The 24,605-nt window shown below is 52.8% G+C and carries 20 protein-coding genes; 8 read left to right on the top strand and 12 right to left on the bottom strand.

What is annotated here, in order from left to right; all coding sequences use genetic code 11:
- Positions 1-8 precede the first annotated feature (8 nt).
- From yidD to rpmH, 3 genes are read right to left on the bottom strand one after another with little or no spacing between them, the layout of a single operon-like run.
- Positions 9-242 (bottom strand): membrane protein insertion efficiency factor YidD, encoded by a 234-nt coding sequence (gene yidD / locus ACJJIV_RS11035; protein WP_083922742.1) that lies wholly within the window; start codon positions 240-242, stop codon positions 9-11.
- Positions 239-625, bottom strand: a complete 387-nt coding sequence (gene rnpA, locus ACJJIV_RS11030) for a ribonuclease P protein component (RefSeq protein WP_020413886.1) — start codon at positions 623-625, stop codon at positions 239-241. The genes yidD and rnpA overlap by 4 nt, the downstream gene beginning before the upstream one ends.
- A gap of 27 nt (positions 626-652) precedes the next feature.
- Positions 653-787 carry a 50S ribosomal protein L34 gene (gene rpmH, locus ACJJIV_RS11025; protein ID WP_020413885.1) on the bottom strand — a complete coding sequence of 45 codons (135 nt, stop codon included), beginning with the start codon at positions 785-787 and terminating at the stop codon, positions 653-655.
- 507 nt (positions 788-1,294) lie between these two features.
- Here rpmH and dnaA point away from each other — a divergent pair.
- From dnaA to gyrB, 4 genes are all read left to right on the top strand, one after another.
- Complete coding sequence (gene dnaA, locus ACJJIV_RS11020) at positions 1,295-3,007, top strand: chromosomal replication initiator protein DnaA (protein ID WP_444888992.1); 1,713 nt, start codon at positions 1,295-1,297, stop codon at positions 3,005-3,007.
- Positions 3,008-3,039: 32 nt separating this feature from the next.
- A complete protein-coding gene (gene dnaN, locus ACJJIV_RS11015) occupies positions 3,040-4,146 on the top strand; it encodes a DNA polymerase III subunit beta (RefSeq protein WP_444888991.1) in 1,107 nt (368 codons plus the stop codon).
- Positions 4,147-4,271: 125 nt separating this feature from the next.
- Positions 4,272-5,375, top strand: coding sequence for a DNA replication/repair protein RecF (recF, locus tag ACJJIV_RS11010; RefSeq protein ID WP_444888990.1), 1,104 nt, complete (start codon positions 4,272-4,274; stop codon positions 5,373-5,375).
- A gap of 21 nt (positions 5,376-5,396) precedes the next feature.
- Positions 5,397-7,817: a DNA topoisomerase (ATP-hydrolyzing) subunit B gene (gyrB, locus tag ACJJIV_RS11005; RefSeq protein WP_444888989.1), complete on the top strand. Its 2,421-nt coding sequence runs from the start codon at positions 5,397-5,399 to the stop codon at positions 7,815-7,817.
- Between the two features lie 82 nt (positions 7,818-7,899).
- On the opposite strand, the gene ACJJIV_RS11000 is transcribed toward gyrB, so the two are convergent.
- Positions 7,900-8,571 carry a LysR substrate-binding domain-containing protein gene (locus tag ACJJIV_RS11000; RefSeq protein WP_444888988.1) on the bottom strand — a complete coding sequence of 224 codons (672 nt, stop codon included), beginning with the start codon at positions 8,569-8,571 and terminating at the stop codon, positions 7,900-7,902.
- Positions 8,525-8,785, bottom strand: a complete 261-nt coding sequence (locus ACJJIV_RS10995) for a LysR family transcriptional regulator (RefSeq protein WP_444888987.1) — start codon at positions 8,783-8,785, stop codon at positions 8,525-8,527. The genes ACJJIV_RS11000 and ACJJIV_RS10995 overlap by 47 nt, the downstream gene beginning before the upstream one ends.
- Positions 8,786-8,881: 96 nt before the next feature.
- Here ACJJIV_RS10995 and ACJJIV_RS10990 point away from each other — a divergent pair, with 96 nt between their 5' ends.
- Positions 8,882-9,388 (top strand): SRPBCC family protein, encoded by a 507-nt coding sequence (locus ACJJIV_RS10990; protein ID WP_444888986.1) that lies wholly within the window; start codon positions 8,882-8,884, stop codon positions 9,386-9,388.
- Between the two features lie 260 nt (positions 9,389-9,648).
- Here the strand turns inward: ACJJIV_RS10990 and ACJJIV_RS10985 are convergent, their stop codons facing one another.
- Both ACJJIV_RS10985 and ACJJIV_RS10980 read right to left on the bottom strand, forming a co-directional pair.
- Positions 9,649-10,329, bottom strand: a complete 681-nt coding sequence (locus ACJJIV_RS10985) for a phosphoadenosine phosphosulfate reductase domain-containing protein (RefSeq protein WP_444888985.1) — start codon at positions 10,327-10,329, stop codon at positions 9,649-9,651.
- A gap of 137 nt (positions 10,330-10,466) precedes the next feature.
- Complete coding sequence (locus ACJJIV_RS10980; protein ID WP_252083968.1) at positions 10,467-10,910, bottom strand: GNAT family N-acetyltransferase; 444 nt, start codon at positions 10,908-10,910, stop codon at positions 10,467-10,469.
- 229 nt (positions 10,911-11,139) lie between these two features.
- Here ACJJIV_RS10980 and ACJJIV_RS10975 point away from each other — a divergent pair, with 229 nt between their 5' ends.
- Positions 11,140-13,308, top strand: coding sequence for a TonB-dependent receptor family protein (locus ACJJIV_RS10975; RefSeq protein WP_444888984.1), 2,169 nt, complete (start codon positions 11,140-11,142; stop codon positions 13,306-13,308).
- Between the two features lie 76 nt (positions 13,309-13,384).
- Here the strand turns inward: ACJJIV_RS10975 and ACJJIV_RS10970 are convergent, their stop codons facing one another.
- Complete coding sequence (locus ACJJIV_RS10970) at positions 13,385-14,572, bottom strand: class I SAM-dependent rRNA methyltransferase (RefSeq protein ID WP_444888983.1); 1,188 nt, start codon at positions 14,570-14,572, stop codon at positions 13,385-13,387.
- A 378-nt stretch (positions 14,573-14,950) separates the two neighbouring features.
- Here ACJJIV_RS10970 and ACJJIV_RS10965 point away from each other — a divergent pair, with 378 nt between their 5' ends.
- Both ACJJIV_RS10965 and ACJJIV_RS10960 read left to right on the top strand, forming a co-directional pair.
- A complete protein-coding gene (locus tag ACJJIV_RS10965) occupies positions 14,951-15,937 on the top strand; it encodes a GlxA family transcriptional regulator (RefSeq protein WP_444883263.1) in 987 nt (328 codons plus the stop codon).
- A 331-nt stretch (positions 15,938-16,268) separates the two neighbouring features.
- Positions 16,269-17,543, top strand: a complete 1,275-nt coding sequence (locus ACJJIV_RS10960; protein ID WP_444888982.1) for a serine hydrolase domain-containing protein — start codon at positions 16,269-16,271, stop codon at positions 17,541-17,543.
- Between the two features lie 79 nt (positions 17,544-17,622).
- Here ACJJIV_RS10960 and ACJJIV_RS10955 read toward each other — a convergent pair whose 3' ends face one another.
- The 4 genes from ACJJIV_RS10955 to glyQ all read right to left on the bottom strand — a co-directional run bounded on the left by ACJJIV_RS10955 (position 17,623) and on the right by glyQ (position 24,601).
- Positions 17,623-20,604, bottom strand: a complete 2,982-nt coding sequence (locus ACJJIV_RS10955) for a S8 family serine peptidase (RefSeq protein WP_444888981.1) — start codon at positions 20,602-20,604, stop codon at positions 17,623-17,625.
- 353 nt (positions 20,605-20,957) lie between these two features.
- Positions 20,958-21,509 (bottom strand): D-glycero-beta-D-manno-heptose 1,7-bisphosphate 7-phosphatase, encoded by a 552-nt coding sequence (gene gmhB, locus ACJJIV_RS10950; RefSeq protein WP_252083974.1) that lies wholly within the window; start codon positions 21,507-21,509, stop codon positions 20,958-20,960.
- Between the two features lie 54 nt (positions 21,510-21,563).
- Positions 21,564-23,645: a glycine--tRNA ligase subunit beta gene (glyS, locus tag ACJJIV_RS10945; RefSeq protein ID WP_444888980.1), complete on the bottom strand. Its 2,082-nt coding sequence runs from the start codon at positions 23,643-23,645 to the stop codon at positions 21,564-21,566.
- Complete coding sequence (gene glyQ, locus ACJJIV_RS10940; protein ID WP_444883267.1) at positions 23,645-24,601, bottom strand: glycine--tRNA ligase subunit alpha; 957 nt, start codon at positions 24,599-24,601, stop codon at positions 23,645-23,647. The genes glyS and glyQ overlap by 1 nt, the downstream gene beginning before the upstream one ends.
- Positions 24,602-24,605: the final 4 nt, after the last annotated feature.

Here is a 24,605-nt window from a genome sequence, read left to right as displayed (position 1 = left end):
CTTAATACCTAGAGCGTGTTCTTGTGTTTGGTGGGGGGAACCGGGTCCAGTCCACCAGGGTGCCAGGGGTGGCATTTTATAAGGCGGCGCGCAGTTAAATAACCCCCCTTTAAGGCTCCGTGAGTTTCAATCGCCTCTTCGGAGTATCGCGAGCAGGTTGGGTAAAAGCGGCACTGGTTACCTACCCATGGGCTGGCCAAATAGCGGTAGACGTGTATCAGCTTGATCAGTAGCCACTTCATGACTTCGATTGTGGCTGTTGCGCGCGCTTGGCCAGCTTGCGCCAGAGCTTGTTTAGTGTCTTCGCCAGTGCGGCCTTATCCAGATCTGCAACCCCCGGGCGAGCCAATACTACAGCATCCAGCGGCGGCAACTGGTGTTGCTGCAAGCGGAAGGTTTCTCGGGTAATTCGCTTGATTCGATTGCGGTCGGAGGCGTTGCGCACATGCTTCTTGGCAATTACCAAGCCGAGGCGCGGATGCTCAGAATCACTGGGGCATGCGAGGATCAGGAGGTGGGGATGCGCGGCGCGCACAACGTTTTCATTGAAAACCTTGCGATACTGCGCCGCATTAAGCAGGCGCAGAGTCTTGGCAAATCCAAAGCTGCTGCGCACCTGCTGCATAGGGAGAATCTCTAAAAAGAAGAGATATTATGCAGACAGTACTTTGCGGCCTTTTGCGCGGCGGCGGGCCAAGATTTTACGGCCGTTTTTGGTTGCCATACGAGCGCGGAAACCGTGAGTGCGTTTGCGCTTCAAGTTGCTGGGTTGAAATGTGCGTTTCATAGTCTTGCTACCTGAGACTTTGTGTTCAAGATTTCTCGGGACCATCCCCGGCCGCGGCCTGGGCTCCGGTCCGGCACAGAGCCGGCGCAGACGGAGCTACGCGCTGCGAAGGCCGCGGATTGTATAGAAAGGCAACAGTGAAAGCAACGCACAGACGGGAGATATTCGGCTTGTTTACCACTAAATCACTGATGCCAAATAACGGCTACTAGACAAGCCCTTGAGCTACCTGATGTATTTCGTGATGCCCACCGATTGACCCCAAGATATACACAGTCGGCTGTGGATAAAGTTCCAAAGGCGTAGGCTTCAATTGTCTAATTGTTACGCAAATACCTGATTGCATGGACATTTTTGCGCAATTTTTTCAACAGCGCCACGCTTTCTTGTGGATAACCCATCGATGGAAAGGTATACTGCGCCGATCTTATTTGACGGCTAGGGCACTCCAGTCCTTTCATGCCGTTGTCTCCGTGGTCTTACCATTTTGGGGTTTTGGGGGGTTTCTTGACTGAATCCGTTTGGAAGCAGTGCGCGAGCTGTTTGCAGGATGAGCTGCCATCTCAGCAGTTCAATACCTGGATCAGACCGCTGCGCGTCAATCCCGCGTGTGCAGAGGGCGAGTTGCGACTGGTTGCACCAAATCGCTTTGTTCTGGACTGGGTTGGCGGTAAATTCCTTCATCGTATCCGCGAGCTGGTCCACCAGTTCTCTCCTGGACAGCCACTTCAAGTAGGGCTGGAGATCACTGCTCGTCGCCCCGCGCGTTTTCAGCGCAGTCGCGCAGCAATGGAAGCGGCACCTGTATCGGCTCCCGTGCCCCCTACTGCTCCGGCTCCGGTTGCCAGTGCTATGCCGCCGCCGATAGCACCTACAACTTCCCCTGCACCTTCTGTTTCATCGGGTTCGGTGGACTTTTCCACAACACCTGGTGTGGTTTCTCCTTCTGTCTCTCAGGGGTTTATGAGCCATGCGGAGCCACAGGCTCCTGTTTCCAATCAGCCGCTGAATGGTGGCGGCTTTGGTGGTGGCCCTGGTGTAAATCCTCATTCAATACTGGAAGAGGAGACCAACTCCAGACAGGTCAGCAAGGGGGAGCAGGCGGTATCCGATATTCGTCCTGCGGTAATGAACGACATGGTGCGTTCTATCCCGGAGCAGCCCGCGCGGCAGGTTGAGGTTGAGGGCGCCATTAAGCACGGCAGCTCCCTCAATCGAAACTTCACTTTTAAATCTTTTGTTGAAGGTAAGTCCAACCAACTGGGCTTGGCTGCTGCGCAGCAAATCTCCGACAACCCTGGTGGCGCCTACAACCCGCTCTTTATTTATGGTGGTGTGGGCCTGGGTAAAACGCACCTTATGCATGCGGTGGGCAATGCGTTGTTAGAGCGCAATCCCAATGCCAAAGTGGTCTACCTGCACTCTGAACGTTTTGTCGCGGATATGGTGAAGGCTCTACAGCTCAACGCCATCAGCGATTTCAAGCGCTATTACCGCTCTGTGGATGCGCTGCTGATTGACGATATTCAGTTCTTTGCTGGTAAGGAGCGCTCTCAGGAGGAGTTTTTCCATACCTTTAATGCGCTTCTCGAGGGTGGCCAACAGATTATCCTCACCTGCGACCGCTATCCCAAGGAGATCGACGGCCTTGAAGAACGTCTCAAGTCCCGCTTTGGTTGGGGCCTGACCGTGGCTGTGGAACCGCCTGAACTGGAGACGCGGGTAGCCATATTAATGAAGAAAGCGGAGCAGTTCGGTGTAGAGTTACCCCACGATTCCGCTTTCTTTATCGCGCAGCGTATCCGCTCCAATGTACGCGAGCTAGAAGGCGCCCTGCGCCGTGTGATAGCCAACTCCCAATTTACCGGCCGTGCCATTGACGATGTATTGGTGCGCGAGGCCCTCAAGGATCTACTCGCCTTGCAGGATCGTTTGGTGAGTGTGGACAATATTCAACGCGTGGTGGCCGAGTACTACAAGATCAAGGTGGCCGACCTGTTGTCCAAGCGCCGCAGCCGCTCTGTCGCGCGTCCGCGTCAGGTGGCTATGTCTCTGGCTAAAGAGTTGACCAACCACAGTTTGCCAGAGATTGGCGATGCCTTTGGCGGGCGTGACCACACTACGGTCTTGCATGCCTGCCGCAAAATTCGCGAATTGCAGGAGTCTGATGCGGATATCCGCGAGGACGTAAAGTTACTGACACGGTCGTTGACCACTTAATCGAATAACTGACAAACAAGGCGAAACTACCGATGAAATTCAATGTGAGCCGGGACGCCCTGCTGAAGCCCCTACAACTGGTAGCCGGTGTCGTTGAGAAACGCCAGACCCTGCCGGTCCTGGCCAATGTATTGATGCAATTACAAGGTCAGGAGATGTCCCTGACTGGTACTGATCTCGAAGTGGAAATTGTCGGCCGCTTGCCGGTGGATGGCGTGGAAATGGAAGGTGAAGTAACTGTTCCAGCACGCAAGCTGCTGGATATCTGTCGCTCATTACCGGATGGCGCTGAATTAAAATTTGAGCGCGATGGCGAGCGCCTGGTATTGCGCAGTGGCCGCAGCCGTTTTCAGTTATCCACTTTACCCGCAGCGGACTTCCCCAATCAGGAGGAAGCCAGTGCCCAGACTCGATTCGATATTTCTCAGCGCGAGATTCGCCGTCTGATCGAGGCAACCAGCTTTGCCATGGCCCAGCAGGACGTGCGCTATTACCTGAATGGCCTACTGCTGGAGTGCCGCCCACAGCAGCTGCGCGCAGTCGCCACTGACGGTCACCGCCTGGCACTGTGCGACCGCGATGCTCCGGGCTTGAATGTATCGGCACCCATTCAGGCGATTGTACCGCGCAAGGGCGTGTTGGAATTGGGGCGTTTGCTGGAAGATAGCGACGTGCAGGCGCAGGTAGTATTGGGCAACAACCATATCCGTGTGATGAGTGGCCAGTTCACCTTTACCTCCAAGCTGGTGGATGGCAAGTTCCCGGATTATGAGCGCGTTCTGCCACGTGGTGCCGGCAACGTGGTCTATGCCGACCGTCAGGGCCTGCGTCAGGCTTTCTCCCGAGCAGCGATTCTTTCCAATGAAAAATATCGTGGGGTACGTTTGCAGGTCTCCGAGGGTTTGCTGCAGATTGTGGCCAATAACCCCGAGCAGGAGGAGGCCGAAGAGCAAATGATGGTGGATTACGTGGGGGAGCCCATGGAAATAGGCTTTAACGTTTCCTATTTGCTCGATGTTACTGGTGCTATTCACAGCGACCAGATTCGCATCAGTCTGGCGGATGCCAATAGCAGTGCTTTACTGCAGCAACCTGAGGATGGAGATGCCCTCTACGTGATTATGCCGATGCGTCTGTAAGCCCTGGTTAGTAAGCATTTGGCTCACAATCGAGAAGGGACCGCACTGTATTATCAACAGGCGGTCCCTTTATTTTTTCTGAATATTGCCGCTGAAATTTTCCCAGCCAGCGGGGCGAGGGGTCTATGGCGCTGACCCGCCTTCTGATTTCTAATTTTCGAAATATCTCTCACGCCGATCTGCTGTTAGACACTGGGGTTAACCTGTTCTGTGGCGTCAATGGTAGTGGCAAGACTTCCATTCTTGAAGCTGTTCATATGTTGGCTACAGGCCGCTCTTTTCGGTCTCGCCAACACAAATCCGTTATCCGCCATGATCATTCAGGGCTCACGGTTTTTACCCAGCTGGATACGGGCTTCAATCTTGGGGTCGAGCGCCTAGCCGATGGCGGTGGCCGTGTGCGTATCAACCAGGCGGCGGCTGAGTCCAGTTCACAGCTTGCGAACTGTCTCCCCTTACAACTGATTAACAGCGATAGTTTCTCTGCCCTGGATGGTGGCCCTGGGGTGCGTAGGCGACTTCTGGATTGGACAGTGTTCCACGTGGAACATCTCTTTGCTCAGCAATGGAAAAACTATCAAATCGCACTGAAGCAGCGAAATGCCTTGTTGCGACGTGGTAAAATCGATCCGGACGCGATCGGGATTTGGGAGCATCAGTTGTCCCAAAGTGGCGAACAGGTGGATACCCTACGTCGCAGCCAATTCGAGGAATTGCGTGCGGCCGTAACAACGCTACTGGAAGAGTTACCTCCCAGCCTGCTAAATCGGGTGGATATGAGTTATCGACGCGGTTGGCGAAAAGAGGTTGAACTGGCCGAGGCGCTTAGAGAGTCTCGGGATAGTGATCTCAGTCAGGGACATACCCGCACTGGGCCTCACAGAGCAGATCTCCGTTTTACCGTTGCAGGTGAGCCTGCACACAATGTTTTATCCCGTGGCCAGCAGAAGATGCTGGTATGCGCCGTACGCACGGCTATGGCGCAGTTGGTTTGTCGTCACCGAGAGAAACCGGTATTTCTTGTGGACGACCTCCCAGCAGAGCTGGATGATCACAATCAGCAAGTTTTTGCCCAGTGGGTTGGTCGTTGTGCCAGCCAGGTACTGGTAACCGGAATAGATGAGGGCATTACAAGCCGCCCCTGGCGACAATTGGAAGCCCCTTGGAATTGCCCAAAAGTGTTCCACGTGGAACATGGGAATATCAGCGCCGATGCATCGGCTGCATAATAAGTTGAATGGAGCGAATAAATGTCAGAGCAGCAAAGCTATGACTCGAGCAGTATCAAGGTACTCAAAGGCCTGGATGCGGTGCGCAAGCGCCCCGGAATGTATATCGGTGATACCGACGATGGCACCGGCCTGCACCACATGGTGTTCGAGGTGGTCGACAACTCCATCGATGAAGCACTAGCAGGCCATTGCGATGAGATTCGCGTAACCATCCATCCGGATGAATCGATTTCTGTCTCAGATAACGGCCGTGGTATTCCAACAGAAATCCACCCAGAAGAGGGGGTTTCTGCTGCAGAAGTAATTATGACCGTGCTGCACGCCGGTGGTAAGTTCGATGACAATACCTATAAGGTATCCGGTGGTCTGCATGGCGTGGGTGTGTCAGTAGTAAATGCGCTGTCAAAAGAGTTGAAGCTGACTATTCGCCGTGGGGGTAAGATCCACGAGCAAACCTATCATCACGGTGTGCCCCAGGCTCCACTGGAGGTGGTGGGAGATAGCGATACTACCGGCACCACCGTGCACTTCAAGCCCTCTGCAGATACCTTCAGCAATATCGAATTCCATTTCGATGTACTGGCCAAGCGCTTGCGCGAGCTGTCCTTCCTCAATTCCGGTGTACGTATTGTCTTGAAGGACGAGCGTAGTGGTAAGGAAGAGGTCTATGAATACGAGGGTGGCTTGAGTGCCTTTGTGGAGTTTCTTAACCAAAACAAAACTCCCATCAACAAGGTGTTGCACTTCCAGAGCCAGCGCGATGACGGCATCGCCGTAGAAGTGGCGCTACAGTGGAATGACAGTTTCCAGGAAAGCATTTTCTGCTACACCAACAATATCCCCCAGCGCGATGGTGGCACCCACCTGGCAGGCTTCCGCGCGGCGCTGACTCGCGGTTTGAACACCTATATTGAGCGCGAGGGCCTGGGCAAAAAAGATAAGGTCAACACCACCGGTGACGATGCCCGAGAAGGGCTCACTGCGATTATCTCTGTGAAGGTACCGGACCCGAAATTCTCCTCGCAGACCAAAGACAAGCTGGTTTCCTCTGAAGTGAAGCCCGCTGTTGAGCAGGAGATGGGACACCACTTCAACGACTACCTGTTGGAGAACCCCCAGGAAGCCAAGTCCGTCGTTACTAAAATGATCGATGCGGCCAAAGCCCGTGAGGCGGCGCGTAAGGCGCGTGAGATGACCCGCCGTAAGGGTGCCTTGGATATCGCTGGTCTGCCCGGAAAACTGGCAGACTGCCAGCAGAAAGACCCTGCCTTGTCGGAAATCTACCTGGTGGAGGGTGACTCTGCCGGTGGTTCTGCTAAGCAGGGCCGCGATCGTCGTACCCAGGCGATCCTGCCGCTGAAGGGCAAAATCCTAAATGTGGAAAAAGCGCGCTTCGACAAAATGCTTTCCAGTGCCGAAGTGGGCACTTTGATCACCGCACTGGGCTGTGGCATCGGTAAGAGCGAATTCAACCCCGATAAGCTGCGTTACCACAGCATCATCATCATGACCGATGCGGATGTGGATGGAGCCCATATCCGCACATTGCTGCTGACATTCTTCTTCCGCCAGATGCCGGAGTTGATTGAGCGTGGCCATATCTATATCGCCCAGCCGCCACTGTATAAGATTTCCAAGGGTAAGCAGGAGCAGTACCTGAAAGATGAGGGTGCTCTGACTCAGTTCCTCACCAACGCCGCCCTAGAAGGCGCCACATTATTTGTGAACCCGGATGCCCCTGGACTATCTGGCGCTTCCCTGGAAAGCCTGGTGGGCGAGTATCGCAGTGTGCTGGCTACTATTGATCGTCTGTCCCGCCTGTATCCAGAGGAGGTGCTGCGCAGCATGATCTACCTGCCCAGCTTGTCTCAGGAGGATCTGCAATCCCAGGAGAAGGTGGCTGAATGGTGTGCTCAGCTGCAGGAAAAACTTGCCGATGAGGAGAGCGGCGGAACCCGTCGCCATGAAGTGACTGTGCAGGAAAATACCGAGCGCGGTCTATTCCTGCCACATATTCACATAGTGGCGCACGGTGTCGGCAGTGACTACCTGATCAACCACGAGTTCTTCGATTCCGCTGAGTACGCGTCTGTTTGTGCTCTGGGTGAGAAGATGGTGGGACTGTTGGAAGAGGGCGCCTTTATTCAGCGCGGTGAGAAGCAACACGCTGTTGGTAGTTTCCCTGAGGTTATGGACTGGCTGATGGGTGAGAGTCGAAGAGGCTATGGTATCCAGCGCTATAAGGGGCTGGGTGAGATGAACCCGGAGCAGCTTTGGGAAACCACCATGGACCCAGAGAGCCGTCGTATGCTGCAGGTAACTGTTGAAGATGCTATCGCAGCAGATCAGATCTTTACCACCTTGATGGGGGATCAGGTAGAGCCACGCCGTGACTTTATCGAGACCAATGCCCTGGCAGTGGAAAACCTGGATGTTTAAGTCTTCCAGACGCTCTTACGCTTAAAAATAGATGGATTGCCTGGGGCGGTTTTATACCGCTCCAGGTAAGTATCGATCGAAATCACCCCGCCAGCTTGCCTTCCAACTTATCTTCAAGGCACCTGAATAGACTCACAATAAACTCTCGAAAGACTTTAAAGCGCAGCACATTGCGGTGTTCCGGTGTAGATACCAGCCAGAGATCGTGCAGGCTGGAGGGCTCCGCGCCGGGTAAGCGAATTACTCCATTAATCCCATCGGCAAGAAAGCAGGGAAGCCTGGCTAAGCCCAGTCCACTTCTGACGGCTTCTAGCTGTATCAGGCCATGGCTGATCTGATGTTGATAGGGCAAATCCGGATAAGGGGTGTTTTGAGCCCAGTTCACCTTGCCATCCTCACTACTCCAGCCGAGCCAGCGGCCGTGTTCTGGTAGGGATTCTGTAATATAAGTTGGCGAGCCGTAACAGCAGCTAGGTAGGTTGGTTAGCTTGCGGGCAATAAATCTTTCGGGTATCTCGGCCTCTTTGGGGAGGATTCTCAAAGCCACATCTGCCTCGTGTTTCTCGAGGCTGAGCACCTGGCTGGTCACTAGGAGCTGAACGTTTATCTGTGGGTAAGCGTTGGTGAACTCATTGAGGTGCGGAATCACAAGATGGGAGGCCACGACATCAGGCATGGTAACGCGTATTTCCCCAGAGAGCCGATGGCTACCACCCTGCAAGTGCTTCTGTGCCGTGCTCTGCGGATTTGGCATAACCGAGCATGGCTTCTCCATCTTCGGTTAGTTGATAACCTTTGGAGTTACGGTAAAACAGCCTGGCTTGAAGCCTCTCTTCAAGAGCGTCAATACGGCGGGATACAGTGGAGTGGCTCACTCCAAGGTCTTCAGCAACGCTACGGGCACTATGACTTCTGGCAACCGCAATAAAGAACTGAATATCAGTCCATTCAATGGATCCTTTATGCAACACAGTGTCCTATTTTGTTATATTCCGTTGCAAATAGTGTCCAGCTAATCTGTCTCCCGTCAATATTTATTGCACCGAACATCCTGGGAGAATCCAATGAAAATCGTTCAAGTTAAGAGAGAAGTTGCCATAGACCGCCCGATTGAGGAAGTCTGGAAAGTGCTTGCTGTGGATTTTGACACCGCTTACCAATGGATGACGCTGATACCGCATTCCTTTGCCAAAGAGGGTACACCGGTTGGCAATGCCAGTGTAAAAGGGCGTGTCTGTGTACTGACAAATAAAGGCCCCAATGGTCTTGTCGCCGATGAAACCATCACAAGATTTGATGATAAAAAGCATGAACTGGATGTGTCTGTAGAAACCAAGAACACACCGCCAGGATTTCCGGTGAAGAAAAGTTTATCGCAGTTTAAATTAGAGGCTTTATCCGAAAATGGGACAAGGGTGAGCTTCACTGCGAACATGGAGCTGGGTGCCATTGGTGGCGTACTGAGCCCGGTAGTGAAAAAAATGACGGGCACACAGTTTGGTAAAATGTTGGAGGACCTAAAAAATCATTTGGAAAAAGGCCGGCATCTTACCGGTGAGGCCGCTGTTTAGTTGGCTGAATATTAAGAATATAGTTTTATAAGCCCTTCTGTTTCTGCTGTCAGCAAGCAGAAGGGAATGGGAAAAAAGCAAAGATAAAAAAATATTTTTTGCAGAGAAATCTGACAAAAGCCAAAATTACGAATTAATCGCTATGCATAAATAAGAACTATTTGATCGCGGAAGATTGGGTATCTTGGAAGAAAAATTAAGGGAAAAAGAAAGTTTTTAGAAAAAAGGCGGAGAAAAAATTCCCCCGCCGATCTATGAATTTATTTCTCCAGTAATAACCCGCACTCGCGATGTTCTTCACCCTTGGTCGGATCGAAATACACATCATTATCTGGCAGTTCGTTTTCGTAAACGTACTCTTCTACATCAATCTCTTTCAAATGAAACATTGGCGCTACGCGAATGGTGCCGTGATTCCCCTGGGTAAAAACATCCAGGTTTTTACGGTGTGCATTTTGATCGTGACGAATGCCGTTTAACCACACATCCGGTTTCAATTCCTGCATGGCGCGGTTAAACGGCTCGAGCTTGACCGTACGCGAAAAGAAGTCGTGCTCGGGAGTATCCAAGGCTGGAATACCACCGTATACAGCGTTGTAGTGGGCCGCGGACATCTTTGGAGAGTAGGTACGCAGATTGAGGCCCAGCTGTTTTACCACATTTTCAATATGGCGATAGGTCTCAGGAGTGTTGTAACCGTGATCCACCCAGATCACCGGAATATCCGGCTTGGCTCTGCTCACAAGATGCAGAAAGGCCACAGCAAGGGGGCGGAAATTGGTAAAGACTACCGGGTTCTGGGCCTTTTCCATGGTGAATTGCATGATTTCGCTGGGTTTAGCCTCAGCAAAAGTCTGATTCAATACTGCCAGGTTGGCATTGTGATGAAAGAAGCGGCCTCTCGAAGGCTGCAGGGCATTACTGGAAGCGTTGTGTCCCATAAAAATCAGCGCATTGGAAAACTAGAATGGAAGTCATGCTACCCGGATAGCTTGTCGCGTAGAAACAATAAAAAGGAGTGAATCAATAAGCTTCGGTTATAAGTAATGGGTTCAACCTCGGATATTAGGTTATGAACTCAGGGGCGAAGACCTCCACAGGACATAAAAATCTGATGCTGGCCATATTCGGCATTGTATCCGCGTTGTGTTTCTACAAACCCATGTTTTTGCAGGAAATAACGCGTGCGCAGGTTTTCACGAAATACTTGAGCCTGGAGTTGTTTACATCCCCTGGCAACAGCCTGAAGTAAGGTGGCGCCAATACCACAGCCGGTGAACAGTGGGCTAACACAGAGGTGGGCGATGTTATCCCTGTCCACCAGGGTAATAAAAGCCTCCGCAACGGCGCTGTGGCGGCCGGTAAAGACCAGGCATTGGTTGGATCGGCGGCAGTCTCTACGAAATTCACTTCGGCGCTGCAACCAGAACTGACGGGGCAGCGAAGGGTGTGAATTTGTTACAGCGTGTAGCCAGAGCTGTTCCAGCCTATCCAACTCTTTGAGTTCTGCCATTCGTATCATGGGCATTCCCAAAGTGGATACATGGGCCCAATGCTAGTCAGCTCAAAGAGTAGATCCTAGGAAACATCCAGTTATTAGGATAGAAACTAAAAACAAAGAGGTTTTTTCCTCATAAAGGCGCCAAAAAACAAAAAAATGTTCTGTCATATCCCACACTTCTAAGTGGTAAAATACAATCATTCTTATTAACAAAAACAATTACAAATTACTTAGATTCATTGGAGGGTTCATGAAGAGATTTTTCCTGTCGCCAATGGCTTTTGCCCTGGCGGTTGCTGTCGCAGCTCCCAGCATCGCTGAGGAACGTTTAGAGAGCGTATCCGTTATTGGTAACTCCGATTCTGTCTCCAAGCTGCCGGGCTCCGCGCACCTGGTGGATGCCGAAGAGCTGGCAAAATTCGAATTTGTGGATATCAACCGTATGATGCGCTCGGTTCCGGGGGTCTACATCCTTGAAGAGGATGGCTACGGTCTGCGCCCGAATATTGGAATTCGCGGTGCCCAGGGTGGGCGCTCCGCCAAAATTTCCCTGATGGAAGATGGAGTCCTGGTGGCTCCAGCACCCTACTCGGCACCGGAAGCGTATTATTTCCCGAGTGCCGGCCGCATGGATGCCATTGAAGTAGTGAAGGGCCCCGCTGCGTTGCAATATGGCCCATTCACCGTGGGTGGTGCGGTAAATATGTTGAGTACCCCCATACCCACTTCCAGCCAGGGGATGGTGCAGCTGGAAGCCGGTGAATACGGTGAGACCCGTGTGCACGCACACTATGGCACCAGCACAGAAAATACCGGCTGGCTACTGGAGACCCAGCAACAGTATGCCGACGGTTTCCGCGAAATTGATCGATCTGGCAGTGCAGATATCGCCAAAGAAGACTATCTGCTGAAAGGTCGCCTGCAATCCAATGCGGATGCGACCTACCGCCAGCAGTTGGATATCAAGCTGCAGTACTCCGAAGAGGAGTCTGGCATGAGTTATCTGGGCCTAACGGATGCCGACTTTAAGAAAGATCCGAACCGTCGATACGGTATCAGCGCCCTGGATGAAATGCAGAATCGCCACAGCACTATCCAGCTGAACCACAGCATCGAACTGAGTGACAGTTTTACCCTGCATACCCAGGCTTACTACAACAAGTTTAAGCGCGACTGGTTTAAGGTCAGCGAGGGTGACTTGATAGATGCTGTTAATACCGGCGGCAGTGTTGATGGAGTTCTAGACCCACAGGCGGTATTGGATGGCACTGAGGATTACACCTTCGGTGTTAAGCACAACAACCGTGAGTACGAGGCCAAGGGCCTACAGATTAGTGCCGATTGGCGCTTTAGCACTGGCACCGTCGCCCATGAATTAGCCTTCGGTATACGTCAACATCAGGATGAAGTCGACAGATATCAGCCCGTAGAAGTTTTTAATCAGACCGATGGCCAGCTGGTATACGAACGTGTTGAGCTGCCAAGTTCAAGCAATAACCGTGTTGAAGAAGCTGAGGCCACTTCGTTCTTTATCTACGACGATATCCAGCTGAACGATAAGCTGACTCTCACTGCTGTTCTTCGCTACGAAGATATAGAGACAGAGCAGCAGCGCTATAACGACGCAGAGCGTACCGAGAAGGGCAGTTACCGCACCAATCAGGTGGATGAATGGCTGCCAGGTTTGGGGCTTGTTTACCAGGCAAGCGAACAGTGGAGCCTGCTGGCAGGTGTGCACCGTGGTTTTGCCCCTCCCGGTGCAGGTGCAGCCGATGGCCAGGGGCCGGAGTTATCCACAAACTATGAATGGGGTGCTCGCTTCGATAACGGCAGCCTGAATGCTGAATTGATCGCCTTCTACAGTGACTATGAAAATGCTGTGCAAAACTGCTCGGTGGCAGTGAAATGCCCCAATGGTGCCGAGAGTGGTACCTACCAGTTGGGTGAAGCAGAAATCAAAGGGCTGGAAGCTACGTTTGGAAGTGAGTGGGTGCTCACAAATGGTTGGATACTACCGGTGCGGGCAACCTATACCTTTACTGATGCAGAAATCAGTGAAGATAGTGATGGCAATGACCTGCTTGCCGGCGATAATCTCGAATATCTGCCGGAAAATGTTTTTGCCGTATCCGCCGGCCTCGACAGCGGTGCAGCCTGGCGTTTAAACCTGACCGCGGCTTACCAGGACGAGATGTGTGTGAATACCGGTTGTAACCGGGGGAATACCGATAAATTCGATTACACAGAGTCTCTGTGGGTTGTGGATGCCGCTGCGCACTACGATTTCAGCGCAGACCTGACCGGTTACCTGAAAGTGGATAACCTGTTTGATGAGCAGGTGATTATCAGCCGCAGTCCCGATGGTGCCCGCGCCAACCGGCCGCGCACCGCCACACTGGGTATGAAATACGTTTTCTAATCCCACAGAGTGACAGAGCACTCAATTAGAAACCCCGGCTTTCGCCGGGGTTTCTTTTATAGCGAATAAGTGCACGCTACCAGCGGCTGCCGCCCAAATGGGCAAAGTGGGCCTTGAGGTAGTTGGTCTCAGGAATTGCCGGATGTATTGGATGGTCTGCGCCCTGGCCACCGCTGGCGAGTATTGAAGCCCTACGGCCCAATCGGTGCGCCGCACCGCGTACACAATCGAGCAGTTCTTCCGATTGAAGATGCATAGAACAGGAAGCACTTACTAACAAGCCGTCCTCCGACAATAAACGCATAGCCAGTTCGTTTATGTGGTGGTAAGCGGCAAGGCCGGCCTTGTGATCTTTGCGTCTTTTAATAAACGCGGGAGGGTCGAGCACTATGACATCAAACTTCTCGCCCTCGGCCACCATGGCCTTCAGAACCTCTAGCGCCTTACCTTGCACCGTATCCAGTCTGTCGGCAAAGCCGTTGTGCTGTGCATTCAATTGACACCAGTCCAGGGCCTGCTGCGAGGCATCTACACAAACCGCGTGACTGGCGTCGTTGGCCAGAGCCTGGATTCCCCAGCCGCCCGCATAGGAGAAAAGGTCCAACACGCGCTTTCCCCGCACCCAGCGATTCAACAGGCGGCGGTTTTCGCGGTGATCGTAAAACCAACCGGTTTTTTGCCCCTGGTGAACTGGTGCCAAAAGCGGAACGCCATTTTCCTCAAAGGGCACTAGTTCTGGCACTTCTCCGTAAGCAATCTGGTTAATGAGGGGCATATCCTCAACTGCACGGCCCTGGTGATCATTGCGCAGTAAAATTCCTGTAGGTTGAGTCAGCTCGATTAACTTATCCACAACCACCTGTTGGTAGCGATCCATGCCCCAGTTGCTGACTTGTACGACTAGATGATCGTTAAAGCGATCAACGACCAGCCCCGGTAGGGCATCGGAATCTCCGTAAACCATACGGTAGCTGGGGTGGTCGAAGTAGCGTTGCCGCTGTAGCAATGCGGTTTGCAAGCGCTCACCAATGTCGTCTTCGGAAAAATTGTCCTTGAGGCTCAATAGGCGGGCGCAGATTAATTGACTGGGGTTGACCCAGGCTGTGCCCAGAAGTTTACCCTGACTATCCAGAACCTGGCACTGGCTCCCCGCTTCCAAGCCTTTCAGCGGGGAGCGCTTGGTGTCCACCTCATTACTGTATATCCACAGGTGGCCGCGCTTTAAACGGCGCTCTGCGCCGCGATTCAATATTAATTCCGCCAATTGGGGTCTCCGTAAGCTGGGGTGATTCGCGGAGGCAATTGTGCTTGGCTCGGGGGATAGGTCAAGGATTTCGAGTCTTTGTGGATAAACAGGATCGATGCGCAGTGATCAAAGAGCAAAGTACGAGTAAAAGTGTGAATAACTAGCTATTGGTTCATTTTGTGGATAACCCACAGGAATTCAGATATCCAGTAAGCAGAGTAGCTCACTAGGATGTGAGCACTTACAAACATAATGTGTTCTCGACAATAAATGTAGCCACAACTTCTGCAGAAGGATGGGTATTTAGCAGAAATGGTTGGTAAAGTGCGAATTAATCGGCAGAATTTACCGCCAAGATAAAATTGTGCCTTGTTGGCATTGTGGAAAACTCTATCAATGAAATTGACTCAGGACCAGTCTATTCAAATTGCCATGTTTATCTATCCGGGCGCTTCCAGCTTGGATGTGACTGGGCCACTGGAGGTTTTTGCTCTGGCCAATCATCTCCTCCGTGAGGAGGGGCGATACCCTTCTGACTTTTACAAAATCCAGTTATTGGCTGAAGAATCCGGGCTGGTACAGATGGGCACGGGTGTAAAGCTGTATGCGGATTGTGGATATCGAGAGGTGAAAGATATCCACACCCTGTTGATGAGTGGTGGGCCGCCTGGAAGTTATAAAGCCCTCTATTCCCAAACAGACATTCTCGACTGGCTGTGTGAACAAAAACAGGTGGTTAAACGGATGGGCTCAATTTGTAATGGTGCTTTGATTTTGGCTAAGGCTGGGGTGCTGGCTGGTCATAAAGCAACTACCCATTGGGCAAATGTGGATGAGCTACGGCAGTTTGCCGATATTGAAGTAGACCCTGATGCGATTTATGTATGTGATGATCATATTTATACCTCGGCCGGTATTACCGCGGGTATTGATCTCGCTCTGGCGTTAGTCGAGGAAGATCACGGGCGTAGTTTGGCACTGGCAATCGCCAAACTCATGGTCCTCTATCTCAAGCGAGATGGCGGCCAGCGGCAATACAGCAGCCACTTGATGAATCAGCAACAGAGTGATCGCTTTGCCAGGCTTGTGGAGTGGATTTACCAAAATTTGAATCAGTCTCTCACAGTAGAAAAATTGGCACAGGAATCTGCTATGAGTCCCCGTAATTTTTCCCGCTGCTTTCTCAAGGAGCTGGGAGTGACCCCAGCGCGCTTTGTCGAAAATATCCGTGTGGAAAAAGCCTGCCAATTATTGTCTGAACAAAACCTGTCGCAGGAAAAAATAGCCTGCCTCTGTGGCTTTCAATCCCAGGAGCAATTGAGACGCACGTTTCGCAGACATAAAGGCATACTTCCCAGTGAGTTTCGTCGGCGATTTCACTAATTAAAAACTACAAAGGCAAACTCATAATCCATCGTGAAATAATATTATTTTGGGTTCGGCTGTGTTCAATTGAGAATTAAATGAATTATTGGCCTTTTGATAATTTTTTAATTCTCCTGAATGACTGCTTTTTCAACTAAAAAAGATGAATAGTCACAGTATGGGAAAAACACTTTCTTAGATTGCTCCCCAATTAAAATGTCAGAATTCGTCGTAAGTGTGTCTCTTGTTCCAATAGCTGCAATGTAATAATTCTAGGTTCAAAATTTTTGGGTACGTGTTAACCGTTAGATCTCGCAGATATGGCTTAGGGGCTAAATAGATAGATCAGATGAAAAATAAAAAGTTTGTGTTGGGTATCTTTGCCCTGCTGTCTTGTATTGGCTATTTGCTCTGGCCGGTTTATCAATTTTATGCCTGGTCTCTGGATTCGTTACCACTTAGTCCATTTGGTTGGCAGGCGTTAGCCACCGAGGCACCATCGACACAAAAGCTTTACCAAAAAGAGCTGCAACTGGCAGCAGATCAATCGCTTAAAGCCATTGAAAAGCATCGCCAGAAGATAGGTTCTCCTGCAATTTCTGCTGCAGTCTCGGCTTGTGGCAAGCTTGTTTGGGCGGGCGCATCTGGATGGGCAGATTTGGAAGAGCAAATACCTGTTACCACTGAGACTCGTTTTCGTATCGGCAGTACCTCTAAGGCTCTGACTGGAACAGCTCTGGCGCGCTTGGCACAGAAGGGAAGTGTTGATCTTGACAGTTCAATATCAAACTACCTAGAAGCATTGCCCAACCCGGAATGGGCAGAGATAACTCCACGCCAGTTGGCCTCTCATATGTCGGGTTTACCACATTATAAGAAGAATTCTGATTGGCTTGGTTTGTATAAGACACTGGCACTGGACACTCATTACGACAGCATGCATCAGGCCCTGGAAATTTTTGACAATAGTGAATTGTTATTCCAGCCAGGCACAAATTTTAATTACAGCACCTTGGGCACTGTTCTTCTGGGAGCCGTTCTGGCTGGTTCAGAGCAAAAAAGCTATTTGAATGTGATGGAAGACGAAGTCTTTATTCCTGCCGGAATGAAAAATACTGAAGTCTCTCCATTAAATGGCAATATGGAAAGAAACATTGCCCGTTTCTATAAAAGTAATGGTTTAAGCGGGGATGAACTTCGCCTACGTGAATGGCGACCGGTGGATTTAAGTCATCGTCTGCCGGGAGGTGGTTTTATTTCCACACCCACTGACCTGGTAAAGTTGGGTGCACACTATCTTGACGACAACTTTTTAGCTGTTGAAACTCGGGAAGTTTTTTGGTCCCCACAAAAGCTTGCTAATGGAGAGGTCAATAAGCAGCACTATGCGTTGGGTTGGCGGTACCGAGAACAAGAAATTCCATCTGTGGGAATAGTGCGTCATGCTAATCATGGTGGTGTCAGCCGCGGCAGTCAAAGCTGGTTGATGATTATGCCGGATCACAACCTGTCAGTGGCAGTAAATATCAATCGTAAAACAAAAGCTTTTTGGGATTTTGGTCGTATCTCAATGGATATTGCTGAAGCTTTTATTCGGCAACAGGGTAAATTACGTTGTAAATAAAAAAACCGGCCAAGACCAATAGCTCGGCCGGTTTCTAAAAATACCCCCCTCTCTGTCAATCATTGGAGGGAATGGCTTTCTATTGGGTATTCACCATAACCTCGGTTTCGGCAAATACAGTCTCACCGTTACCGTGGCTGAGAATTCCCAAGGCTCGGGTACCTGGGGAGAGATCCTGCCACTCCAGATTGATAGTGCCACTACTATTTATTTGTGCCTGCGGCGGAGCTGTGAGCTGGGTATTGCCGTTGTCTCCACTCAGGTTAAAGTTAAATAGGGTAAATGGCGTAGGGCCCTCCGCAGAGGCGTAGTCCACTACGAATACCGCATACTGACCTGCGGCGGGATTGACCAAATCGACAGATTCAGCGGAAGTCGGTGAGCCACTGGTGCCCACCTCTGGGAAATCGGGGCCGGGGCCGTAGACTTGTAAATCCAAGTCGTCGCTGCCACTACCATCGCCCACATCCGCATCAAATAAGGCTACGCGGGCAAGCTTTGTACCCTCCGGAATATCGAAGAAAATCAGCTGGTTTTCTCCATCCTCAACGCTACCAGGGAAAGGTACGCCTTCCGCCAAGCCGTTGATATCCACTTGATAGTTGCCGTTATAACCAAATTGTACGGGCAGGTTTACTGCACCATCGCTGCCATCGACACTGATCTTCTGAGTTGTGGATAGTGGAACCGGGCGTACAGCGATAGGACTGCGTACTTCCTGGCGTAAACTAACAGATTTCCAGCTTAATTCGCCAAATACCCACTCGTTCATGGCCGCTTCTTCGGTAACCGTAAAGGTAACTTTAAACTCGGCGCTATCTCCCTCTCTAAGGCGTAGGGTTTTAGGGTTAACACTGACCTCGACACCTGCGGGTGCCTCTACAGAAGCCCAATACCATCTCTGGCCGCGGCCGACGCTGGTGACACGGCGCTTGATGGTTTGGGTGCCAACCAATTCACCGATGCCGATTGATGGCAGGTTGAGATCACTGGAATCCAAAGAATAGCCAGCGGAAACCAGTCCCTCACAGGTACTGGCCTCGATAATCTGCGGCTGATTTTCTGCGCCACAGAGGAAGGCTAGATAGTCGTTGAAATCGGCATCGTAGACTAGACCAGGGTCGAAAGCCGCGGCGGGCACTATGGCCCCTGCACCAATATCGAAGGGGTCAGCGACTTCGGGCCCGAAGGACTTTTGCAGGTCGGTGCGCGCCGTACTCATCAGTGCGGATTTGGCCATGGCCGGGCTCCAGTCCGGATGAGCCTGTTTTAACAGGGCCATAATACCGGCGACATGGGGGCTGGCCATGGAGGTGCCATTTTTGGCGGCGAATAGGTTGCCGCCACTCAGCACCGGTGAAGTACCGGCGAGAATGCCTACGCCCGGTGCTGCCACATCCGGCTTGATAATATCCGTCGCACCCACGTTGTGGCCGCGGGAAGAGAAGCTGGCGATGCGGTCTTCGCGGGAAATCTTCAGCTCAGGATCCAGGGTGCCCGTGACCCCTGAATTCTCAACCAGCATGGCGCCATCTGCATGGCGAATCATCACACCGGGGATCGTAGTATCCGGTGCCGACATAACGATCGGATCCATACGGTCTACAGCACTGCCGTCGTTATAGACAACAATGGCCACTGCGCCGGCGTCTGCAGCATTGTTGTATTTAGTACTGAAGGAGCATCCCCCACGCTTCACCAGCGCGATTTTGCCTTCAATGGCCTCGGAGTTGGTGAGTGCGGAGCAGGCCTCCAGAGGGGCACCCACAACAACAGGTGCCGATAGCAGACCTGCATCTTCCATAGTGATCGGGCCGTTGCCTTCACGGGCATCGTAGGTGCCCACAACCGCTTCAGGGGCATCCACCTGCAGGGCCGTGCCAAAGCTCTGGTCGTCTTCGGCAGCCGCCACTGCGGTAATCCAGGGGACACCGGAAGGCGTGCCCATTGTTTGTGGGCCTGGGCCATCATTGCCGGCAGAAGTGGCAACAAAAACGCCCGCATCGGCGGCAAACAGGAAGGAGATCTCATCAGCACCGGTAAAAACGGTACTGGAGCCACCCACTGAGAAGTTGATGACATCCACACCGTCGGCCACGGCTTCGTCAATAGCAGCCATGGAGTCTGCCGAGGAGCAGCCGCTATCGTCCGGGTCTGGGGCATCCCAGCACACCTTATAGGCCGCGATACGGGCACGCGGCGCCATACCGGTCAGGGTTTTCCCATCTGGGGTCACTACACCGTAGTTTCCTGCGGCAGTGGTGGCGGTGTGGGTGCCGTGTCCGTCCGCATCCCGTGCAGAGAGAAACTCGTAATCCGCCAGAGTCTTGTTGGAGAGGAAGGCGTCTGAAAAAGACTTGGCCTTGATCAGTTTGTTATTGCAGGTAAAGGCGGCGTCACCGGGGTTAAAGTCTGTGTTACCAAACTCACAGCCCTCACCGATAAAGGATTCAGGCACCGGACCATAGGAAATATTGACGCCACGATTACCCTGCCGTGGCGTTGGAACATCCATCAGGCTCGGGTGTTCTGGATGAATACCCGAGTCGATTACACCCACGACCACATCCTCACCGGTGATTCCCCAGAGCCAGGGACTGGGTGTATTTGTCAGGCCGAGGAAGTCTGCAGTGGAATCGGTATGCATTTTCAGCAGGCGATCTTCCCAGACGCCTTTCACATCTTTATGGCTACGCAGTGCTTCGGCATCCTTTTCACTCATAACTGCGGCAAAGCCGTTAAAGGCCGCCTTGTATTCATGCACTTTGCGTGCGCCGGGCACCGCGGAAAGCACCTGTTGACGTCGTGTTTTGAGAAAATCGGAGTAGTGGCGATAGCTACTACTGCGCGGGTCAGCCTTGCGACGTACATTGGACTTAGCGCTGGAGAGGCCCGCGACTGTGCCGTTGTAGGTGGAGAGTGGCTCGCCATCGAGCTGTACGATATAGACCTTTTTATTCTTTTGGATTTCGGGGGTGAGCGTGTCTGCTACTGAGGCTGCGAAACTACTGCCAGAGCAAAGCAGGCCCGCAATAAGCGAGGAAATTATTTTTCTTTTCATTGAGTTGTCCCATTTTTTTATTTTAACAGGCGGGTAGAGGTGGGAGAGAAAGTGCGCTGTTTATCCAATGTCACTGACACCCAACAAGCCATCCTTGGTCTGGCAGAGCGCGCTTTCACTGGGATAAAGCCACCCGACCTGTTACTCGCTTTTAAAGTAATGTGTCGCAGGACTCAATAAACTGGCGTCATAGTCATTGTTTTGTACTATTTTTGCTAACTGGCGAGAAAGAAAAAAACGTAAGTCACAAATGCGAGGTGGCGCAGTAGTGGAGAGGGTTTCTGATGACGCTTTTCCTCGAGATTGGAAAAGCTCACTAAATTTAGAGGGCTGAAAAAGAGAGATCAGTGGGCTCAGGGGCCCACTAGAAACAGGCTGAAACTGGCTAAGTCGGCAAACACAGCGGTTTCCGCCAGACGCGGATCGGGGCTCTCTACTAGCTGTTGCAGGGTTTCTGCGCCTGCACCGGTTTTTAGTAGTACCGGCTTACACCCCTTGACCAAGGCCAGCTGTAAATCGGCCAGTTTATCACCGAGCAGATAGCAGCCATGCAAGCTGGTGTCGAATTCCGCTTCGATGGCATCCAGCAGGCCCGCCTGGGGCTTGCGGCAACGGCAGTTGTCTTCGGGCCCATGGGGGCAGTAGAAAATCGCGGCAATTTCACCGCCTGCATCCTCTACCTGGGAACGCATTTTGGCGTGTATCGCCTCCAAGTCATCCAAGTCAAACTGGCCCAGGGCCAGGCCGCTCTGGTTGGTGGCAATCACCAGTTGGTGGCCAGCCTGACTGAGCGCAGCCAGTGCTTCAATACTGCCGGGCAGGGGCTGCCATTCGTCTGCGGATTTTACGAACTGGTTGGGGTTTTGATTAATGACCCCATCGCGGCCAAGAAGAATTATTGCCATGTCGATTCGCCTGTTTCGTTGAGGCGGGGCGCAGAGCCCCGCTTCAAGTCGCTATTACTTGGCTGGAACCAACAGGGAGATGTCGGCAACTTCGAGGAACAGTGCACGTAGCTGGGCCAGTAGAGCCAAGCGGTTGTTGCGCAGTTGCTCGTCGTCACTCATTACCATCACATGGTCGAAGAAGTTGTCCACGGTTTCACGCAGGCCCGCCAGGCCGGCGAGTCCTTCAGCGAAAAGCGCATCGCGATACAGCGGTTCAACTTCTGTGCGGGCAACCTGTACTGCGGCGAACAAGGCTTTCTCCGCTTCCTCCTGCAATAGTGCTTCATCGACACTGCTGGGCACTGTGCCATCCAGCTTGGCAAGGATATTGGAAACGCGTTTGTTCGCGGCGGCCAAAGCACCGGATTCTGGCAGCTGGCTGAAGGCGTTAACCGCGTGCACACGGTTGTCGATATCCAGCGGGCGCGACAGCTTACGCGCGGCAACAGACATAAATACCTCGGCGGCAATGCCCTGATCCTCGTAGCGGGCGCGGAAGCGCTCCAGTACGTATTGCAGGGTCTGCTCTACCACCTTGTCGTATTCACCCAGGGCGGTGCGCGGGTAGTTGTCGCGGGCCAATTCCAGCAATTCTCGCAGGTCCAGATCGAGGCGCTTTTCGACGAGGATGCGGATGATGCCCAGGCTGGCGCGGCGCAGGGCGAAGGGGTCGCGGGAGCCGCTGGGGGGTTGGCCTATGCCGAAGATGCCGACCAAAGTATCCAGGCGATCTGCCAGGGCAATTACAGTACCGGTGTCGCTGGCGGGCAGCTCGTCACCAGCAAACTTGGGCATATACTGCTCGTACATGGCCTTGGCCACATCCAACTGCTCGCCGTCGTTTTCGGCGTAGTAGTAGCCGGCGATGCCCTGCATATCGGCAAACTCGAACACCATCTCGGTAACCAGGTCCGATTTACACAGGCGGCCGGCGCGCTCGGCCCAGTCGCCGTTGCTTCCGGTTTTCTCAGCGATGGTGCGGGCCAGGGCAGCTACCCGTTCAGTCTTGTCGTAGACGCTACCCAGGTGCTGCTGGAATACGATTTGGCGCAGTTTCTCACGGCGTGATTCCAGGCTGGTCTTCTTGTCGGTCTCAAAGAAGAAGGCAGCATCCGCCAGGCGCGGACGGATTACCCGCTCGTTGCCGTGGATAACCTGGGCGGCATCCTGGCTCTCGATATTGGATACGGTAATAAAGAACGGCAATAGCTGGCCGTCTTCATCGACTACGTGGAAATATTTCTGGTGCTCCTTCATGGAGGAGATCAGGGCTTCAGCGGGCACTTCCAGGAAGCGCTCTTCGAAGCGGCCGGTAAGGGCGACAGGCCACTCCACCAGCGCAGTGACTTCGTCGAGCAGGTCGTCGTCGATGACCGCTTCACCATTGACGTTATTGGCTTCGGCAATAACTTGAGCGCGAATGGCTTCGCGGCGCTCGGCGAAATCTGCCATGACGTAGCCGGGTTCGCGCAGAACCTGTGCATAGTCGTGGGCGGAGTGGATCTCCAGTTCCCGATTGCAGTGGAAGCGATGACCACGGCTGATTTTTCCGGCTTTCAAGCCGAGTACTTCACCATCTACGACCTTGTTGCCAAACAGCATAACGAGCCAGTGCACCGGGCGCACGAACTCTTCGCGGCGCGCACCCCAGCGCATGCGCTTGGGAATAGGAAGCTGAGCCAGTGCCTTTTCGACAATACCAGCCAACAGGGATTCAGTTTCAGCGCCTTTCTGTTCACTGATAAAGGCCAGGCGCTCGCCTTTGTCGGTCTCTTTGCGTCCCAGCTCTTCAACGGTTACGCCGTTGCTGCGGGCGAAACCCTCTGCGGCCTTGCTGGGCTTGCCTTCTTTATCGAAGGCGGCTTTGACGGCCGGGCCCAGCTTTTCAATTTGTTTGTCTTGCTGCTTATCCGCCAAGCCGAACACCGCTACCGCCAGGCGGCGGGGGGCTGCGTAAGCTTTCACTTCGCCAAAAGACAACTCGGCACCTTTGAGGCCTTGGGTAATACCATCGGCGAAAGCGCTCATCAATTTGTGTAACGCTTTGGGTGGCAGCTCTTCGGTGCCCAGCTCTACCAGAAAATCCTGAGCCATTACTGCTTCTCCTCTTGCTCGATGTCTTCCGCCAAAATATCTGCCCGCAGTGCTTCATCTGCCATGGGGAAGCCTAAGGCGCGGCGCGCATCGTAGTAAGCCTGTGCCACGGCGCGGGCCAGGGTGCGTACGCGCAGGATATAGCGCTGGCGCTCAGTCACTGAGATGGCGTGGCGCGCATCCAGAAGGTTGAAGGCGTGGGAGGCCTTCATAACTTGCTCGTAAGCGGGGAGCGGCAGGCCCAGCTCAATCAGGCGTGTGCTCTCACGCTCGCAGTGATCGAAGGTCGCGAACAGGAACTCCACATCGGCGTGTTCAAAGTTGTAGTGGGACATTTCCACTTCGTTCTGGTGGAAAACGTCGCCATAGGTGACGGGGCTGCCGTCCGGGTTGCGGGTCCACACTAAATCGTAGATAGACTCGACCCCCTGCAGGTACATGGCGATACGCTCGAGACCGTAGGTGATTTCGCCGGTAACCGGGTAGCACTCGAGGCCGCCCACCTGCTGGAAGTAGGTAAACTGGGTGACTTCCATACCGTTCAGCCAAACTTCCCAGCCGAGGCCCCAGGCGCCCAGGGTTGGGGATTCCCAGTTATCTTCCACAAAGCGGATATCGTGGATAGCCGGGTCTACGCCCATGGCGCGTAGGCTGTCGAGGTACAATTCCTGGATATTGTCCGGGGATGGCTTCATCACTACTTGGTATTGGTAGTAGTGCTGAAGGCGGTTGGGGTTCTCGCCGTAGCGGCCATCGGTGGGGCGGCGGCAGGGCTGTACATAAGCCGCATTCCAGTTTTCCGGGCCTATGGCGCGCAGGAAAGTGGCCGGATGAAAGGTGCCGGCGCCCACTTCCATATCCAGAGGCTGTAGAATGACGCACCCTTGGCGCGCCCAATAATCCTGTAGGGCAAAAATAAGTCCCTGGAAGGTACTGAGATCGTATTGCTTGGACACCGCT

This window comes from Microbulbifer mixtoriginis (SeqCode), from assembly GCF_052466765.1.
The sequence above is the reverse complement of the archived record's forward strand: the minus strand, read 5'-3'. Positions and strand labels throughout refer to the sequence as shown.